The organism is Cytobacillus oceanisediminis (assembly GCF_003182355.1).
Classification (GTDB): Bacteria; Bacillota; Bacilli; order Bacillales; family Cytobacillaceae; genus Cytobacillus; species Cytobacillus oceanisediminis_A.
Genome location: NZ_QGTW01000021.1, coordinates 1 through 18692, shown reverse-complemented (window position 1 = coordinate 18692; position 18692 = coordinate 1). Strand labels below are relative to the sequence as shown.

Here is an 18692-nt window from a genome sequence, read left to right as displayed (position 1 = left end):
TAACTTTTTGACCAAATGAAAAAACCCGTTTCCGGGCTTTGCAAATGTTTCCTGTGTTATTCTCCATTATACCATGGAAACTCAGGGGTTATTCAAGAATAAAACGAATCAATTCAGAAATACCCAGGTCAAGCACTGCAAAAAACAGAGCAAAGAACGTAACTGTAGCAAGAACCGTAACAGTGTAGTTTGTCAGTTCTTTGCGCTTAGGCCAGCTGACCTTTCTCATTTCTCGTCCAACTTCACGGAAAAAATTCACGATGCGTTGCATTTCGTAACCCCCAACTTTCAAGAGATATATCCTTTAACAGAAAAGCGTAAACGGCTTCAAACTAGACTATATTCTAGTCCGCAAAAAACATTTATTCAGCTTTCTGGCTATTAAAAGGGCAATTCTTCTAGATGTTATTCAAAAGTCCCGGGAAAAAGAAAACACTTTTTCTGAGTGCGATGCTTAATCTGAGAAGTTTTCCTTTGTGCTCACGTATTATACCATACGTTCCGCTGCTTAAAGGTGCACTTCCCTGATCTTCTCGGCTCTTTTTGCCCTTTTGAACACACTCTCGTAATCTATATCTTAATTACTTTGTTTCTTTATGAATCGTATGAGTACTGCATGTACTGCAAAACTTCTTTAGTTCCAGCCTTTTAGAATCATTCTTGCTTGCCGTGGAGTAGTTTCTCGAACCGCAAGCAGAACAGGCCAAAGTTACCTTTTTAGTCATTTTTCCACCTACTATGTCCACTTTACGCCCTTAAAACTTTAACACGCTCCCTAAAACATGTCAATAACTGCAAAAAAGGCAGGAGATCGGGAAATTCTGTCTATAAAGAAAATTCACGCACTTCCAAATATCTTTCCAGCTTCCTTTTTACTCGCTGCAAGGCATTGTCAATTGATTTGACATGGCGGTTGAGTTCCTCGGAGATTTCCTGATAAGACTGCCCGTCCAAATATAGGGCAAGCACTTTTCGTTCCAGATCGCTCAGAAGCTCAGACATTTTTATTTCAATATGATCGAACTCTTCCTGGTTAATGATAAGCTCTTCAGGATCCATAACCTTCGCCCCTGAAATCACATCCATTAAGGTCCGGTCAGATTCCTCATCATAAATAGGCTTGTCCAAAGAAACATACGAGTTCAGCGGAATATGCTTTTGCCGTGTCGCCGTCTTGATGGCCGTAATAATCTGCCTGGTAATGCACAACTCGGCAAATGCTTTAAAGGAGGACAACTTGTCCTCTTTGAAATCACGTATTGCTTTGTATAAACCAATCATTCCCTCTTGCACAATGTCTTCTTTATCTGCACCAATTAAAAAATAGGATCTTGCTTTTGCCCGCACGAAATTACGATACTTATGAATCAGATAATCCAATGCCTCACTTTCTCCTTTATGCACCAGATCAACTAACTCTTCGTCCTCAAGCTGGATAAAGTCTATTAGATTTTCGTCGATTGTCTTGAAGTCAGCACTCACTAGGATCCCCCCGACCGTACAAGCATGGTTAGAAATATTATACAGCAGGGCTTTTTCAAGCGTCAACCGCTCATTGGCCTCCTCTGCGCCATTTTTCAAAAATTTCTGCCACTTCTTCACTTAGGGGGATTTTGGAAACAGGCTTTTTGGACTGAATTTTTTTTACCTTTTTTTCAATGCTGCTTTCGATCAGATTCATTTCATTAAGCAACTCCCTGGCTGACTTCCTTAGTGCGCCTTGGCCAAAGATGACCCATTGCTCTGTAAAATCTGAAGTAGCTACATGAATTTGGGTTTTGATGTTGCTTAAATCGATCGCTAATTTTTCAATTCGCTCATCAGCCGTTTCATTATTTCTGGTAAAAATTACCTCAACTTTTGAATTTTTGTATTTTTTTTCTGTACCCTTTACATAGTGGGCATCAAAAACGACTATGACTCTATAACCGGAATATCCCTGGTACTCGGCCATTTTTTCAATCAGGCGGTCTCTGGCAGACGACAAATCCTTATCTTTCAGCACCCTGAGTTCTGGCCAAGCACCAATTATGTTGTACCCGTCAACAATAAGGATGTCCATTTTTATCCCTCAAGAGGATGCCGTTTCCGATAAACCTCATACATTAGAAGAGCAGCCGCAACCGATGCATTTAGCGAGGTAACATGTCCAGCCATCGGCAATTGGATAAGAAAGTCACATTTATCCCGAATAAGCCGGCCCATGCCTTTGCCTTCACTTCCGATAACAAGCCCTATTGGCATCGTCCCATCGAATTGGCGATAATCTTCTTTTCCTTTCGCATCCGTACCCGCGATCCAGACGCCTCTCTCTTTCAATTCATCAATTGTTCTTGCCATATTGGTAACACGTACAACGGGAATATACTCAATCGCTCCAGTTGATGCTTTTGCCACAGTTGCGGTAAGACCAACAGCCCTCCGCTTCGGAATAATAATTCCATGTGCTCCGACAGCATCGGCCGTCCTCATAATGGATCCGAGATTATGGGGGTCTTCAATCTCATCAAGCAATAGAAAGAATGGGGACTCTTTTTTCTTTTCGGCTGCAGCGAAAAGGTCGTCGATCTCTGCATACTGATACGCAGCAACCTGGGCAATGACTCCCTGATGGTTTCCTTCTGCCATCTGATCTATTTTCTTCTTAGGGACAAACTGTACAAGCACACCGGCTGATTTAGCTAAACCGATTACCTGCTGCATCTGGCCTCCTTGCGAACCTTCAGCAATAAAGATCTTATTGATATCCCTCTCTGACTTTAATGCTTCAATAACGGGATTTTTCCCAATGATAAAATCCTGGCTCATTTTACTGCTCCTCCTTTCTTTTCCTCAACTAATCTAATTGATATTTTAATCAGTTCTTCCATCCGCTCTTTTCTTTCGGATAAAAACAGATATCCGATCAACGATTCAAATGCCGTACTGTACCTATACGTTTGTACATCGGTGTTTTTTGGAACCGAACCGGATTTCGCATTCCTGCCCCTGCGTACAACCGCCAGCTCCTCTTCGGTCAGACTATCGAAATCAATTAATTCATGTATGATCATGGCCTGTGCTTTTGCGGAAACATACCAGGTTGCCTCCTTGTGGAGGAGGTGTGGCTTGACCCGTCCGTTTTGAATCAGATGGTGGCGTATATAGGTTTCAAAAACTGCATCCCCCATATACGCCAACGCAAGACTATTCAATTGTTTTTCATCTATTTTATGATCATAGTGAAGCATCGCTTAGCCTCTTTTCCATCTAATTCCCTGCGGTGTATCTTCAAGGATGATATTCATCTCTTTCAGCTGATCACGGATCTTGTCAGCCAGTTCAAAATTGCGTTCTTTTCTGGCCTGTTGGCGCTGTTCGATTAACTGTTCAATTTCCTCATCCAAAAGTTCCTCATGTGCTTCCTCAAGAGAAAGGCCCAATACCTCAAATAGTGTTTCAAACTCATTCGTAAATGAATCAATCACTTCAACAGCAGTGTTCTTCTCCATCAAATAATAATTCGCCAATTTTGATAGCTCAAACAAAATGGAAACTGCATTGGCCGTGTTAAAATCATCATCCATATCTTTAATGAATTGTTCATGAAGAGCGGTTATTTTATCAATCCACTCCTGGTTGTTGTCCGTCAGGTTCACGCTCGCTTCTTTGCGATGTTTCAAATTGTGATATGAAGTTTTAATTCGTTCAAGCCCTGACCGCGTATTCTCAAGCAGCTCATCACTGTAATTGATTGGATGTCTGTAGTGGACAGAAAGCATAAAGAATCTTAGAACCTGAGGGTCATGTTTTTGGATAATGTCATGAACCAATACGAAATTCCCAAGTGATTTAGACATTTTTTCATTGTCTATATTAATATAGCCATTATGCATCCAATACCGAGCAAATGTTTTGCCTGTCAATGCTTCTGACTGTGCAATTTCATTTTCATGGTGCGGGAAAGCCAAATCCTGTCCGCCAGCATGGATATCAATGGTTTCCCCCAGGTATTTCTTTGCCATGGCAGAGCATTCAATATGCCAGCCAGGCCTTCCTTTCCCCCACGGGCTATCCCAGGAAATTTCCCCTTCCTTCGCTGTTTTCCAAAGAACAAAATCAAGGGAATCCTGTTTCTTTTCGCCGACTGCAATCCGGGCACCGACACGCAATTCGTCAATGGACTGGTGCGAGAGCTTTCCGTACTCATTAAATTTACGGGTATGGTAATACACATCCCCCTCTGACTCATACGCATAGCCTTTGTCAATCAAGGTCTGGATAAAATCAATAATAATTTCCATGCTTTCGGTCACTCTCGGATGGATATCCGCCCGTCTGCAGCCAAGCGCTGAAACATCCTCAAAATAAGCATTGATGAAGCGTTCCGCAATGCTCGGAACATCCTCTCCAAGCTCATTGGCTACACGGATCAGCTTATCATCGACATCTGTAAAATTAGAGACATACTGCACTTCATAACCACGAAATTCAAGATATCTCCTTACTGTATCAAACACAATTGGCGGACGTGCATTTCCTATATGGATATAGTTATAGACAGTTGGTCCGCACACATACATTTTCACTTTTCCCTCTTCTAAGGGAATAAACTCTTCTTTTTGCCGTGTAAGTGTATTATAAATCTGAATGGCCATAAACATGGCTCCTTTCTTTCCTCAAAGTCTCAACTTCATTTTTTAAAGCTTGCAGTTCATTCTCCATTTCCTTGAAACGATCAGCGATTGGATCTGGAAGATCTGTATGGTTTAAATCCTTTTTCACTTTCATGCCATCCCTAATTTTCACTCTTCCAGGAATGCCGACTACAGTTGAATTGGGCGGAACCTCATGGAGGACAACAGAGCCTGCACCTACTTTTGAATTTTCCCCAATGGTAATGGAACCAAGAACTTTCGCCCCGGTAGCAATAAGCGCGTTATCTTGAATAGTTGGATGGCGCTTTCCTTTTTCTTTACCAGTGCCGCCTAGTGTAACACCCTGAAAAACGGTTACGTTATCGCCAATCTCACACGTTTCCCCGATTACTACACCCATGCCATGGTCGATAAAAAACCGTCTGCCGATTTTTGCTCCTGGATGGATTTCAATTCCTGTGAAAAAGCGGCTGATTTGGGAAACAACTCTTGCAAGGAAATAAAACTTCCGCTTAAAAAGCGCATGGGCAATACGGTGCGACCAAATCGCATGAAGCCCGGAATAAGTTAATATTACTTCTAAATAGCTTCTTGCTGCCGGGTCTTGTTCAAATACCACTTCAATGTCTTCCTTCATTCTTGCAAACATCGTTCTTCCCCCTCCTAACATGGTCCTCTTTTATTTTTTTATATACGGCCTAAGAAGGCCAAGTATTTTCCCCATATAATATTTTCCGGGAAATAGGCTGTATTTCCCTTTTTAAAGAAAGGCTCTGTTAAACCTGCCTGTTGGTTTTCGCTCCAGGCACTTAGCGAACCGAGGGCAGTCCGTGAGCTTCTTGGCGTGAACGCCTGCAAGGGTCTCCCTTTGACTCGCGTTTCCCGCTGGAATTCCGCGCCTTCCGCTTCAATCAACAGGGTGCCAAAATCAGCAATGAGCTTTAACATAGCCAAAAGAAAATAAAAAAGCGTCCCTGCCACAATAGGACAGAGACGCTTTGATGCGCGGTTCCACTCTGTTTAGACTTCAGAAGCCTCAACTTTAACCTGTTAACGGAAGGAGTTCCGCCCAAATCTACTTGAGAAACATGAAATCATTTTTCTACCCGAGAAATATTATTCCGCGGAAGGACGTTTCATCCGTTCGATATGGGGCTCAGAGGCGCACTTCGGAAAAAAGAGAGGCTTAAACCACTTTCAGCCGGTGATGGTTCTCTCTAAAAAGCATCTTTTTCTTACTTTTCCTCTTCAACACTTTCATTTATGGAATTTACTTTATACTATATTACATTTTCTCCAAGATGTTAACCAATAATGCTCATCAAACGGTTTTTTACTTTTTCTTTTCCTAAAAGCTCAATTGCTTGAGGCAGATCAGGTCCATGCGTTTGTCCGGTTGTTGCAGAGCGGATTGGCATGAATAGCTTTTTGCCCTTATGGCCTGTTGATTTTTGTACAGCTTTCATGGCCGCTTTAATTTCTTCCGCTTTGAATTCTGCAAGTGTTTCAATTTCCTGCAGGAATGCAGACAGCACTTCAGGAACCTGCTCTTCAGCAAGCACTTCCTTCGCTTCTTCATCAACTGTTATTTCTTCTGTAAAGAAAAGTTCTGACAGCTCTACGATTTCAGCGCCAAAGCTCATTTTTTCCTGAAAAAGCGCGATTAAGCTGCGAACCCACTCTTCGTTTTCCTGCTGCCAGTTTTCACTGATCTTCCCTGCCTTCACCAGGTGAGGAGCAGAAATGGATACTAACCGATCCTGATCAAGCTTTTTCATGTACTGATTATTCATCCATTCGAGCTTTTGCTTATCGAAAAGGGCAGGAGATTTTGAAAGCCGGTTCTCATTGAAGATATCAATAAATTCTTCTTTGGAGAAGATTTCTTCCTCGCCTGCAGGAGACCACCCAAGCAAAGCAATAAAGTTAAATAGAGCTTCCGGCAGATAGCCCAGTTCTTCATACTGTTCAATGAACTGAATAATCGTCTCGTCGCGCTTGCTCAGTTTTTTCCGGCTTTCATTGACAATCAAAGTCATATGGCCAAACTTAGGAATTTCCCAGCCCAATGCTTCATAAATCATCTGCTGCTTAGGCGTATTGGAGATATGGTCATCGCCGCGCAGAACATGAGAGATTTTCATTAGGTGGTCATCCACTGCTACCGCAAAGTTATAAGTAGGGGTGCCGTCCTTTTTGACGATTACATAATCGCCAAAGCCATCGGATTCGAATGATACCTCGCCTTTTACCATATCATTGAATTTTAACACCTTGTCTTTTGGCACTAAGAAGCGGATGCTCGGCTTTCTTCCTTCTGCTTCCAGAGCAGCTCTTTCTTCCGCTGTCAAATGACGGCATTTACCTGAATAAGCAGGTGTATCACCCTTAGCAGACTGGGCTTCGCGCTCAGCTTCAAGCTCTTCTTCCGTGCAATAGCACTTATAGGCATGGCCTTTTTCAAGCAGTTCCTTATAATACGTTTCGTAGATGTGATTCCGTTCAGACTGGCGGTAAGGGCCGTATTCTCCTTCTTTGTCAATGCTCTCGTCCCAATCAATGCCGAGCCATTTTAAATAATGAAGCTGGCTTTCCTCTCCTCCTTCAATATTACGTTTTTTATCTGTATCTTCAATGCGGATAATGAATTTCCCGCCTTTGCTTCTTGCAAATAAATAGTTGAATAGCGCGGTTCTCGCATTTCCGATATGTAAGTGCCCAGTTGGGCTCGGAGCGTAGCGGACGCGGATTTCATTTGACATAATTACAGCCTCCTCAAAATCTCAATAAAGTGAAACTCAATTAGTGGGGGTTTTCGACGCACAGGACGTGCTAATCGAGACGTTGCATGACGTCGCGCTTTTAGTCTGCTTTCTTCCCCCACTGATTGCTAGTTGAACCAATCGGGCCTTTACGGGCAGTTTCCCCCCGCTTATCCTCAAGGTCTTACTGCCCGTTAGTCTGCGATAAGCTATATTTTAACACTCTGGATTTTCTTCTGAAAGGTAATTTTACTAGTTGTCTTTCTTTTTCAGTAAAACAACAGCCTGTGAAGCCATCCCTTCTTCTCTTCCCGTAAAACCAAGCTTCTCGGTGGTTGTTGCTTTCACATTGATATTTTCTTTTTCGGTTTCCAGAAGCTGAGCTATCCGCTCCTGTATTTTACCAATATGGGGAGCCATCTTTGGCTTTTGGGCAATAATCGTGCAATCTGCATTCACTAGCTCATACCCTTTTTCTTTAACAATCCCCCATACATGTTCAAGCAATTTTGCTGAATCCGCATCCTTAAATTCAGGATCTGTATCAGGGAAATGCCGCCCAATATCACCTTCACCAATGGCACCAAGACAAGCGTCGGCAACTGTATGCAGCAATACATCCGCATCCGAGTGGCCGAGAAGCCCTTTTTCATATGGTATCTCTATTCCGCCAAGGATTAAAGGTCGCCCTTCAGCAAATTGATGAACATCAAAACCTTGTCCAATCCGAAACATAATCTAATCCCCTTTTTCTATGTAGTAATAAGAGCAATATCGCAAAAAGGCTATTGCTGATTTTTCCTTTTTTTAATAATCGCTTCAGCAAAATATATATCTTCAGGTGTTGTCAGCTTAATATTATCGTAACTTCCCTCGACAATCACCACTTCTTTGCCTATCCGCTCTACAAGGCTGGCATCATCGGTGCCTAAAAATTGCTCCTCTTCCGCTTTCTGATGAGCTTCATGCAAGACAGAAATACGAAAAGCCTGTGGAGTTTGAACAGCCCACAGGCAGGAACGTTCAAGCGTTTCTGTGATCAAATTTCCATCTGCTTTTTTAACCGTGTCTTTAAGCGGAACAGCCAGAACAGCAGCCCCTTTTTCTTCCGCCATTTTTACAAGTGGCCTCAGCAAATTCTGGCTAATAAAAGGTCGTGCGGCGTCATGGACCAGTACAATTCCTTCACCTGCCACTGCTTTTACAGCATTATAAACACTATGCTGCCTTTCCTCTCCGCCATGAAGCATTGCAATTACTTTTGTAATATTGTGCTCTTTTAAGAGAACCCGCATTTCTTCCTCATCCTGCGGATTTATTGCCAAATAAATGCCGGTGCACTTCGAATCATTCTCAAAGACTTTTAAAGTATGTATAAAAACAGGTATCTCACCGATCACCAGCAGGAGCTTATTCTTTCCTGCTCCCATTCTTTTCCCCTGGCCGGCTGCTGGAAGGATAACTTGGTAATCCATAAATTTTACTCCAATCTCCTAAAAAAGGTAGGGCAAAAAGGCGGGGGAAAACCATTCCCCGGCACAATCTGTCCTACTTTTTTGAGCGTACATTATAAAGCTTTCTCTAAAAGCTTGGGTTTTGCAAAGATCATTCTTCCCGCTGATGTTTGGAGAACACTTGTAACAAGAACATCGATATGTTTTCCAATATAGTTCCTGCCCTCTTCAACGACGATCATAGTGCCATCATCGAGGTAAGCAATTCCCTGGTTCTGTTCCTTGCCATCTTTAATTACCTGTACCTTCATTTCTTCACCAGGAAGCACAACAGGCTTCACGGCGTTAGCCAGGTCATTAATGTTCAGGACAGCCACTTTTTGCAATTCACAAACTTTGTTTAAGTTAAAGTCATTGGTTACAACGACACCGTTTGTTATTTTCGCTAGTTTTACAAGCTTGCTGTCTACTTCCTGGATCTCTTCAAAGTCACCTTCATAAATCTCAACGTTAATGGAGAGCTCTTTTTGGATTCTGTTTAAAATATCCAGTCCTCTTCGCCCGCGATTGCGCTTCAATACATCGGATGAATCAGCAATATGCTGAAGCTCTTCAAGCACAAACTGCGGAATAACAATCGTGCCCTCCAGGAAACCAGTTTGGCAGATATCAGCAATACGCCCGTCGATAATAACGCTAGTATCAAGGATTTTAAGTGAGTTTTTAGCTGCTGTTTCCGGTTCTGGTTCTTCTTCACCAGTTTTCTTTTTCTTGCTTGTAAACAAAGTTAAAAGTTCATCACGCTTTTTAAAACCAACCTGAAAACCAAGATAGCCAAACAGCAATGTCAATACAATCGGGGCTACTGTATTTAGGATAGGAACCTCAATTGCATTAAGTGCATATCCGATTAAAAAAGCAATGACTAATCCAAAAACAAGGCCGACACTTCCGAATATAATATCAGTTATAGGTACTTTTACGAGTGATTCTTCTGCCCATCTCACAAAATTGACGACATGATCAACCGCCCAAAAAGTTATAAGATAAAAAATAATAGCACCTAAAATGGCGGACACATATGGATTATTTAAAAGAGGAATGTCGTTTAAATTAATTAATTTCAATAAGTCAGGAATCAAAAATATACCAAGCGTTACTCCAATAATAAGGAAGCATGCCTGTACAATACGTTTTAACATTCCTTCACCTCCTTTTACTCATTATAAACAAATTCCCAAAATTGAAACCTTCAAATACAGAGATTTTTATCTTTCTGATTAAAAGTTATTTTAGGATACTAATCCTACGTGAAAATGAAGGTCCATTTGTTGTATATTTTATACTTTAATACAACCTAAGGGTAGCACCATTGGTAATAAACTGTCAAATAAATAACTTACCATTTTAGCATAACCATTTACATAGTTCAATGGTCTCTTATAGCTGCCGATCCGCAAAAACCTGCTCTTTTATAAGCTTAAGCCCTTCTTTAATTTTTCTGGCCCTTACTTCTCCTATTCCTTCCACTTCATCCAGCGCCTCTACTGATGCCGCAATAATATTGGGAAACTCTTCGAAACGATTTATTAGATTTTCAATAATAATAGGCGGAAGGCGAGGGACTTTATTCAGCACCCGGTAGCCTCGGGGACATTTGAATTCCTCGGTGTGAATATATCCGTTATAGCCTAAAAGCTTAAGGATTACGGAGTCTTCAAGCATTTCCCCTTTGGAAAGTTCCTGAAGCTTGATAATCGTATCTCTGGAATCAATACCTTTTGAGTGGGCATAATCTCTGATAATCCACTCTGCTTCTCTCTCAAGCTCTGTTAACAGTTCATTCATCTGAAGCCGAATAAGCCTTCCCTCTGTTCCTAGTTCGCTTAAATAAGTTAGAAGCTCATTTTTAATGCGCAGGACCATTTCAATATTATGAAAAACATGAAGGATATCACTATATGTAACAAGTTCCTCAAATTCCAGAATGCTCAGGTTTCCTATACTCTGTTCAAGAACCACTTTATATTTTTCAAGTGTCTGCACAGCAACATTCGCCTTCGTTAAAATGACGCCAATATCCCTTAATGCATAACGTGAAGGCCCTTTATACAATGTAATGACATTGCGTCTTTGCGAAATGGCTATCACTAAAGCGCCCGTCTGCCTGGCAACCCTTTCAGCAGTCCGGTGCCGCATTCCTGTTTCTGTAGATGGAACACCTGGATCAGGAGCGAGCTGGGCATTGGCAATTAAGATTTTGTTTCCTTCTTCATTTAAAATAATAGCTCCATCCATTTTAGCCAACTCATACAAATAGCTTGGTGTGAATGGACAATTAATCAAAAAGCCCCCATCCACAATACTATTCATTTTTTCTTTTGATCCTAAGACAATCAAGCCGCCAGTATTGGCGCGAAGGACATTATCAATCCCTTCTCTGATAGGCGTACCCGGAGCCATAAATTGAAGGATTTCGCTCATTGTTTTTTCGCCCAATTTTTTTGTCTCCATATTTATCCCCCTAACGCAGCCTTTAGTGCTTCACTGACAGAACCTACTCCGATTAAATCAATCCCTTTTGGCGCACTCCAGCCTCCAAGATTATTCGCAGGCAAAATGACTCTCTCAAATCCCAGCTTTGCCGCTTCTTGTACTCTCTGTTCAATTCTTGAGACTCTCCGGACCTCTCCTGTCAGCCCTACTTCTCCAATTATACAATCTGTCGCTTTTGTTGGTTTATCACGAAAACTTGAAGCAATGCTTACGGCAATGGCCAAATCGATGGCCGGTTCATCAAGCTTTACTCCTCCTGCTACTTTCAGGTATGCATCCTGATTTTGCAGCAGCATTCCCACTCTTTTTTCTAAAACGGCCATAAGGAGCGGGACACGATTATGATCAATTCCCGTAGCCATACGCCTTGGATTTCCAAAGCTTGTTGGAGAAATCAGTGCCTGAATTTCAACCAGTACAGGCCTTGTACCCTCCATTGAGGCCACGACAGTAGAACCAGCAGCCCCCTGAGATCGTTCCTCAAGGAAAATTTCCGATGGATTCGCGACTTCCTCTAGACCGGCTTCCTTCATTTCAAAAATGCCCATTTCGTTTGTTGATCCAAACCTGTTTTTTACAGCACGTAAAATACGGTATGTATGATGGCGTTCGCCTTCAAAGTATAAAACGGTATCAACCATATGTTCCAAAATCCTTGGACCTGCGATCGATCCTTCCTTTGTAACATGTCCAACGATAAAAATGGCGATTCCTTTTGTTTTGCCGATCCTCATCAGCTCGGCTGTACATTCCCGTACCTGGGAAACACTCCCTGGTGCAGATGTGACTTCCGGATGGAAGATCGTTTGAATGGAATCGATAATAACAAAATCAGGGTTAACACTACCAATGGTTCTGCTGATTTCATCAAGGCTTGTTTCCGAATAAACCAGCAAACTTTCTGAAGAAACCCCTAAGCGATCAGCACGCAGCTTTGTCTGGCGCATCGATTCTTCACCCGATATATATAAAACTGAATGCTTCTTGTTCGCCAGCTGTGACGAAACCTGTAGAAGCAGCGTTGATTTTCCGATACCAGGGTCTCCTCCAATTAAAACTAAAGAACCACGGACAATTCCGCCGCCCAATACGCGGTTCAATTCATTTAAGTCCGTATAAATACGCGGTTCGCTGACTGTTTCAATTGATGTGATTGGCGTTGCTTTCGCCATTATAGCCGATCCCTCTGAATGGGCAAAAGCTCCCCTTCTGGTTGATGCCGGCTTTTCCACCTCTTCAACCATTGTATTCCACTGGCCGCAGCCCGGACATTTTCCCATCCATTTTGGTGATTCATAGCCGCATTCCTGGCACATAAACTTTGTTTTTCTTTTAGCCATACTTCTTCTCCTTCTCTGAACATCCATTTCAGTCGCCATAAAGGAAATCTCAAACGTTATCACCGTACTTTTGCGGAGAAGCCAGTAATGAGAGAATTGCGGTTTACTTTCCTATTCCCTTTTTCATGCGTCTTAAAATGCTTTCATGATGAAATTATAAAATAATCCTTTTTATCTCCTTTAAAATTAACATAAAACTGCCAAATAAACCCGTTTGAACACTGCGATATCACATTTTAATGATTTTGCCTAAAAGAGTACAAAAAGGTACACGTATACAGGGACGTGTACCTTTTTGCTGTGTTCAGTCTTTGGATGTCAAATATTTATTTTTGAAGGTTTGGCGTTCCGCTGGCTTCAGCGGTTTTAACAACAAATTCTCCATCCTTTACATCTATTACGACGCTTTGACCAGTTAGGACTGTTCCCTTTAACAGTTCCTCGGATAAACGGTCCTCTATATGCTTTTGAATAGCTCTGCGGAGAGGACGTGCTCCATACTCCGGATCATAGCCTTCAACCGAAATTTTCTCTTTGGCCGCATCTGTTAATTCCAGCGTGATATCCTGTTCTTTTAGTCGCTTTGTTAATGTGTCAGACATAAGCGAAACAATTTCCTGAAGATGCTTTTTCTCCAATGCATGGAAAACAATAATTTCATCGATACGGTTAAGGAATTCCGGACGGAAGGATTTCTTCATCTCTTCCATTACTTTACCTTTCATATCTTTATAATCCTGTTCTCCATCCTGGATATTGAAGCCTACATATTTGTTGCGCTTAAGCGCCTCAGCACCAACATTGGAAGTCATAATGAGAACAGTATTGCGGAAGTCAACTGTTCTTCCTTTTGAATCTGTTAATCTTCCGTCTTCCAATACCTGCAATAGGATATTGAACACATCAGGATGCGCTTTTTCGATTTCATCCAGAAGAACAACTGAGTATGGCTTTCTCCGAACCTTTTCCGTTAACTGTCCGCCTTCTTCATAGCCTACATATCCTGGAGGCGATCCTACCAACCGGGATGTTGAGTGCTTCTCCATGTACTCGGACATGTCGATGCGAATCATGGCATCCTCATCACCGAACATCGCTTCTGCCAATGCACGGGCTAGCTCCGTTTTACCAACCCCTGTTGGACCTAGGAATACAAAGGAACCGATTGGGCGCTTAGGATCTTTAAGTCCTGCACGCGCACGGCGGACTGCCTTAGAAATAGCTTTTACAGCCTCCTCCTGCCCAATTACACGGGAATGAAGGATTTCTTCCAGGTTTAGAAGCTTTTCTGTTTCTGTTTGTGCCAATTTGGAAACAGGAATTCCAGTCCAGCTCGATACTACATTGGCAATATCCTCAACCGTTACTTCACTGTTCTCCTTGCCTTGTTTTTCTTTCCACGTTTTCTTTGTTTCTTCAAGCTGCTCACGCAGGCGCTGCTCTGTATCCCTTAAAGAAGCGGCTTTTTCAAACTCCTGGCTTTGAACTGCAGCATCTTTTTCTTTTCTGACGTCCTCCAGCTTAACTTCAAGCTCTTTTAAGTTAGGCGGAGTTGTATAGGAGCGAAGCCTTACCTTTGAACCCGCTTCATCTATTAAATCAATCGCTTTATCCGGAAGGAATCGGTCTGAGATATAGCGGTCTGAAAGCTTTACAGCTGCCGCAATTGCTTCATCTGTAATGGTTACTCGATGGTGGGCTTCATAGCGATCACGCAGTCCCTGCAAAATCTGTACGGATTCTTCTGCAGTAGGTTCATCAACCGTTATCGGCTGGAAACGCCTTTCAAGCGCCGCATCCTTTTCGATGTATTTTCTATACTCATCAAGTGTAGTTGCTCCAATACACTGAAGCTCACCGCGAGCTAGAGACGGTTTTAAGATATTTGACGCATCAATGGCACCTTCAGCTCCGCCGGCACCTATTAAAGTATGAAGCTCATCAATGAATAAAATAATATTACCCGCCTGCCTGATTTCATCCATCACCTTTTTCAGGCGGTCCTCAAATTCACCGCGATATTTAGTACCTGCTACAACTGTACCCATATCAAGCGTCATAACCCTTTTATCACGAAGAGTTTCCGGCACTTCATTGTTAATGATTTGCTGTGCCAATCCCTCTGCAATTGCTGTTTTACCAACCCCTGGCTCACCAATAAGAACCGGGTTGTTTTTCGTACGGCGGCTTAATACTTCAATGACACGCTGGATTTCTTTGCTGCGCCCGATTACCGGATCCAAGCTTCCTTCCCTTGCAATAGCCGTTAAATCTCGGGCTAATCCATCAAGAGTTGGCGTATTGGCATTAGCCGCAGAACCACCTTGATGGTTTCCAGACTCATTGCTGCCCAAAAGCTGCAGCACTTGCTGGCGTGCCTTATTGAGGCTGACTCCAAGGTTATTGAGGACCCTTGCTGCAACACCTTCTCCTTCCCGGATAAGCCCCAGCAGGATATGCTCGGTTCCAACATAGGAGTGTCCAAGCTTTCTAGCTTCATCCATGGAAAGTTCAATTACCTTTTTAGCACGCGGTGTATAATGGATAGTCTGGGAAGCATCCTGTCCTCTGCCTATTAGATTTTCAACCTCTTTTTGGATTTTCTCAGAACCGAGGCCCAATGCATAGAGGGCTTTTGCGGCTATTCCTTCTCCTTCGCGTACCAGTCCAAGCAGGATATGCTCTGTCCCGATGTTATTGTGGCCTAAACGGATTGCTTCCTCCTGTGCTAAAGCTAATACCTTCTGAGCTCTTTCCGTAAAACGTCCGAACATCATAATTTCATCCTCCCAACTCTTGATCTTCCATTTTTAGTCTTTCCCTGATTAATGAAGCCCTGCGGATATCGCGTTCATGAGGCCTAAGCGGCCCGCCTGCATATTGCTGCAAAAAGCCGGGCTGTGTCAGGATCATCAGCTCATTTAAAATATTTTTTGATATGTCTTTTATATACTGCATATCTATTCCCAGGCGAACATCGGATAAGCATTGAGCGGCTTCCTTCGATTCAATAATTCTGCAATTGGATAAAACGCCATAAGAGCGGAAGACTCTGTCTTCTAATTGTATGTTAGAAGTCTTTGCTAATGCTTCCCTTGCTGATCTTTCCTGTGAAATTAGCTGGCTGACAACACTTTTCAGATCCTCTACGATATCCTCTTCTGATTTTCCGAGTGTGATCTGATTTGAAACTTGAAATATGTTTCCTAATGCTTCGCTGCCTTCACCGTAAATTCCTCTAACAACTAGGCCAAGCTGATTAATCGCCGGAATAATCCGGTTCATTTGCTGGGTAAGCACAAGTCCTGGCAAGTGCATCATTACGGATGCTCTCAGTCCAGTCCCCACATTTGTCGGGCAGCTTGTTAAAAAGCCAACATTTTCATCAAAAGCATAATCGGCCTCTTCCTCCAGCCAATCATCTATTTCATTTGCCATACTTAAGGCTTCCAAAAGCTGAAACCCCGGAAACAAACATTGAATCCGTATATGGTCTTCTTCATTAATCATAATGCTTACCTCTTCATTTGCTGAAAGAAGGCAGGCACCATGAGTTGAATTCTCAGCAAGATGGGGACTGATTAAGTGTTTTTCCATTAGCACTCTTTTTTGAAGAGGCTGAAGTTCATCCATTAATAGGAGCTCCAGATCTCCAAGTTTTGAAATAGAAGAATGCTCCACCCTATTCTTCACTTTTTGGATAACCGCTTTTGCTTCTTCGTTTGAAAATAAAGTAGGGAATTTATATTGTTTAATATTGCGCGCGAGCCTGATTCGTGAACTTAAGACAATATCGGAATCAGGGCCTTCTGCACTCATCCAGGAGCTAATAGCTTGATTCATAAAACGTTCCAGCGACAAGCTTATTCCCCTCCCTCATGATTGGCATTCAGCTGTTTTTCCAGCTTCCTTACTTCGTCTCTCAATTCTGCCGCTTTTTCAAACTCTTCTTGGGCAATCATTTCTTTTAACTTATGTTTCAGTTCGTCGATATTCCTTCGCAAATGAATAGTTCCGCCTATTCTTGCAGGAATTTTTCCGTTATGTGAGGAATTCCCGCTGTGCAGCCTTCTAAGAATAGGATTCAGATGGTCTATAAAGGTCTCATAGCAATGAGCGCATCCAAATCGCCCTACTTTAATAAACTGCTGAAAGGTCATGGAACATTGTTCACACTGCAGAACCTTTTCCTGCTGGAAAGGATCCTGTTTCGATCCCTGAAACGCAGGTTCAATATTCAGCAGGCCTGCCAGCAAATTATTTATTGAAAAACCGGAACCGCTGCCAAGCATGAACATTTCACCTTTTTCCTGCGCACACTTCTCGCAAAGATGAAACTCTGCTTTCTCACCATTTACCACCTTTGTAAAATGCAGCGTGGCCGGTCTTTGATTACACTCCTGACAAATCATTACTTCACCTCTCCAGCTCGCTAAAACTTATTTATATTTCAAAGTAGTTAACATCGCCTTCAACATCCGTGCCCGAAGCTCATCCCGGTAAGGCAGATCGATATATAGTACAGAACGGTCAATTACACTGAGCATTATTTTAGCTTCCCTATGTGTAATGATTTCTTCTTCAACCAGGCGATAGATTACATTTTCAGCACTGCTTTGGGCGATTCGGCCCTGCACTAATGAAATCAACTGGTCGATTAAATCAGCGTGGTCATAAGACTGGACTTTCATAATCCGGATATAGCCTCCGCCGCCCCGCTTACTCTCCACGACATAGCCTTTTTCAATCGTAAAGCGGGTGTTGATAACATAATTGATCTGAGAGGGCACACATTGAAATTTATCAGCAATTTCACTTCTTTTTATTTCCACGATTTCCCTCTCGCTCTTTTCTAAAACCTGTTTTAGATAATTCTCAATTATGTCGGATATATTTCTCACCAAGCCTCCCCCTATCTGACTTTGACTATATTTGACTTTAATTATACATGATTTATGTAATTTCTTGCAATTGGCGGGTGTTAATAATTTTCCCCTATTTTTTGACTTCTCAAACCTGAAAATGGGAGTTAATGTCGATAACAATATATTTTAGAATTGGCATGTTTGTGCTTGGGTGCAGAGGAAATTTGTATGCATTTTAAAAATAATAGTTTAGGACGGGAATATAGTGATGAATTTTGGAATCATATGTAACTCTGAAGAAGGGAGGCAGTAAATAAGGAGATTTGTTTGTAAAGGGCTCTGGCACGGTATATGAGATCCTATTTTTTAAAGTTTTCTAGCAACATTTAAAATTCACCTATCATCTGACACAAGTTAGAGTGATCTACCGGGGTATTGTAAACATGGATTTCTAATCTGCTTAGCTGGATATAGCTTTAAAAGTGGCGCCATAGAGCCAACTGACCGATATATGGAAAAAGTGACCGATAAAAATGAAATCTGACCGATAAATCGAAAAAGTGACCGATAAAATAAAATTCTGGCCGATATATCCATGAAAGTGACCGATATCTTTGAAAAATAAAGGTAAGATCATTTAGAATCACCTTAAAAGAGAAGTATCTTAAGGTATATTGATATTTATACCAAAAAGGATCTTGAAACCAATAAAAAAAGAGCACCTATTCAGGTACTCTTCATTTGCCCGGCAGCGTCCTACTCTCACAGGGGGACAGCCCCCAACTACCATCGGCGCTGAGAAGCTTAACTTCCGTGTTCGGTATGGGAACGGGTGTGACCTTCTCGCTATCGCCACCAGACTATTTGGTTTGAAGAAAATTCATTCCTTCAAAACTAGATAATGCATGAAGAAGTGCTGCCGAGTATCACCAATGACTTGGTTAAGTCCTCGATCGATTAGTATCAGTCAGCTCCACATGTCGCCACGCTTCCACCTCTGACCTATCAACCTGATCATCTTTCAGGGATCTTACTAGCTTGACGCTATGGGAAATCTCATCTCGAGGGGGGCTTCATG

18 protein-coding genes, 2 rRNA genes and 1 other annotated feature are annotated in these 18692 nt (G+C 42.2%); all 20 genes read right to left on the bottom strand.

Annotated features, from left to right (window positions below; translation table 11 throughout):
- Positions 1-88 precede the first annotated feature (88 nt).
- Positions 89-271, bottom strand: a complete 183-nt coding sequence (secE, locus tag DFO73_RS25750; RefSeq protein WP_110067536.1) for a preprotein translocase subunit SecE — start codon at positions 269-271, stop codon at positions 89-91.
- 310 nt (positions 272-581) lie between these two features.
- A complete protein-coding gene (gene rpmG, locus DFO73_RS25745; RefSeq protein ID WP_110067535.1) occupies positions 582-725 on the bottom strand; it encodes a 50S ribosomal protein L33 in 144 nt (47 codons plus the stop codon).
- A gap of 100 nt (positions 726-825) precedes the next feature.
- Entirely contained in the window at positions 826-1548 is a 723-nt protein-coding gene (sigH, locus tag DFO73_RS25740) for an RNA polymerase sporulation sigma factor SigH (RefSeq protein ID WP_181396140.1), read from the bottom strand.
- A 4-nt stretch (positions 1549-1552) separates the two neighbouring features.
- Positions 1553-2062: an NYN domain-containing protein gene (locus tag DFO73_RS25735; protein WP_110067534.1), complete on the bottom strand. Its 510-nt coding sequence runs from the start codon at positions 2060-2062 to the stop codon at positions 1553-1555.
- A gap of 2 nt (positions 2063-2064) precedes the next feature.
- Positions 2065-2808, bottom strand: coding sequence for a 23S rRNA (guanosine(2251)-2'-O)-methyltransferase RlmB (gene rlmB, locus DFO73_RS25730; RefSeq protein ID WP_110067533.1), 744 nt, complete (start codon positions 2806-2808; stop codon positions 2065-2067).
- Positions 2805-3230 carry a Mini-ribonuclease 3 gene (locus tag DFO73_RS25725; RefSeq protein ID WP_110067532.1) on the bottom strand — a complete coding sequence of 142 codons (426 nt, stop codon included), beginning with the start codon at positions 3228-3230 and terminating at the stop codon, positions 2805-2807. The genes rlmB and DFO73_RS25725 overlap by 4 nt, the downstream gene beginning before the upstream one ends.
- Before the next feature lie 3 nt (positions 3231-3233).
- A complete protein-coding gene (gene cysS, locus DFO73_RS25720) occupies positions 3234-4637 on the bottom strand; it encodes a cysteine--tRNA ligase (protein ID WP_110067531.1) in 1404 nt (467 codons plus the stop codon).
- A complete protein-coding gene (gene cysE / locus DFO73_RS25715; protein ID WP_110067530.1) occupies positions 4618-5286 on the bottom strand; it encodes a serine O-acetyltransferase in 669 nt (222 codons plus the stop codon). Before cysE ends, cysS begins: the two co-directional genes overlap by 20 nt.
- Positions 5287-5623: 337 nt before the next feature.
- Positions 5624-5898 (bottom strand) — a binding site (T-box leader).
- Between the two features lie 43 nt (positions 5899-5941).
- Entirely contained in the window at positions 5942-7399 is a 1458-nt protein-coding gene (gltX, locus tag DFO73_RS25705) for a glutamate--tRNA ligase (protein ID WP_110067528.1), read from the bottom strand.
- A gap of 252 nt (positions 7400-7651) precedes the next feature.
- Positions 7652-8134 (bottom strand): 2-C-methyl-D-erythritol 2,4-cyclodiphosphate synthase, encoded by a 483-nt coding sequence (gene ispF / locus DFO73_RS25700; protein WP_110067527.1) that lies wholly within the window; start codon positions 8132-8134, stop codon positions 7652-7654.
- Positions 8135-8184: 50 nt separating this feature from the next.
- Positions 8185-8874: a 2-C-methyl-D-erythritol 4-phosphate cytidylyltransferase gene (gene ispD, locus DFO73_RS25695; RefSeq protein WP_110067526.1), complete on the bottom strand. Its 690-nt coding sequence runs from the start codon at positions 8872-8874 to the stop codon at positions 8185-8187.
- 92 nt (positions 8875-8966) lie between these two features.
- Positions 8967-10055 carry a PIN/TRAM domain-containing protein gene (locus DFO73_RS25690; RefSeq protein ID WP_110067525.1) on the bottom strand — a complete coding sequence of 363 codons (1089 nt, stop codon included), beginning with the start codon at positions 10053-10055 and terminating at the stop codon, positions 8967-8969.
- 238 nt (positions 10056-10293) lie between these two features.
- On the bottom strand, positions 10294-11367 hold the full coding sequence (disA, locus tag DFO73_RS25685) for a DNA integrity scanning diadenylate cyclase DisA (protein ID WP_110067524.1): 1074 nt from the start codon (positions 11365-11367) through the stop codon (positions 10294-10296).
- A 2-nt stretch (positions 11368-11369) separates the two neighbouring features.
- The gene (gene radA / locus DFO73_RS25680; protein ID WP_110067523.1) at positions 11370-12749 is read right to left on the bottom strand and encodes a DNA repair protein RadA; all 1380 of its coding nucleotides are present in this window, start codon (positions 12747-12749) and stop codon (positions 11370-11372) included.
- Between the two features lie 326 nt (positions 12750-13075).
- Positions 13076-15526 carry an ATP-dependent protease ATP-binding subunit ClpC gene (clpC, locus tag DFO73_RS25675; RefSeq protein WP_110067522.1) on the bottom strand — a complete coding sequence of 817 codons (2451 nt, stop codon included), beginning with the start codon at positions 15524-15526 and terminating at the stop codon, positions 13076-13078.
- Between the two features lie 4 nt (positions 15527-15530).
- The gene (locus tag DFO73_RS25670) at positions 15531-16610 is read right to left on the bottom strand and encodes a protein arginine kinase (RefSeq protein ID WP_110067521.1); all 1080 of its coding nucleotides are present in this window, start codon (positions 16608-16610) and stop codon (positions 15531-15533) included.
- Between the two features lie 2 nt (positions 16611-16612).
- Positions 16613-17161, bottom strand: a complete 549-nt coding sequence (locus tag DFO73_RS25665) for a UvrB/UvrC motif-containing protein (RefSeq protein ID WP_110067520.1) — start codon at positions 17159-17161, stop codon at positions 16613-16615.
- 27 nt (positions 17162-17188) lie between these two features.
- Entirely contained in the window at positions 17189-17650 is a 462-nt protein-coding gene (locus tag DFO73_RS25660; RefSeq protein WP_110067519.1) for a CtsR family transcriptional regulator, read from the bottom strand.
- Between the two features lie 707 nt (positions 17651-18357).
- Positions 18358-18474: ribosomal RNA gene (rrf, locus tag DFO73_RS25655) — 5S ribosomal RNA — on the bottom strand.
- A 77-nt stretch (positions 18475-18551) separates the two neighbouring features.
- Positions 18552-18692, bottom strand: a 23S ribosomal RNA gene (locus tag DFO73_RS25650); the annotation flags it as partial.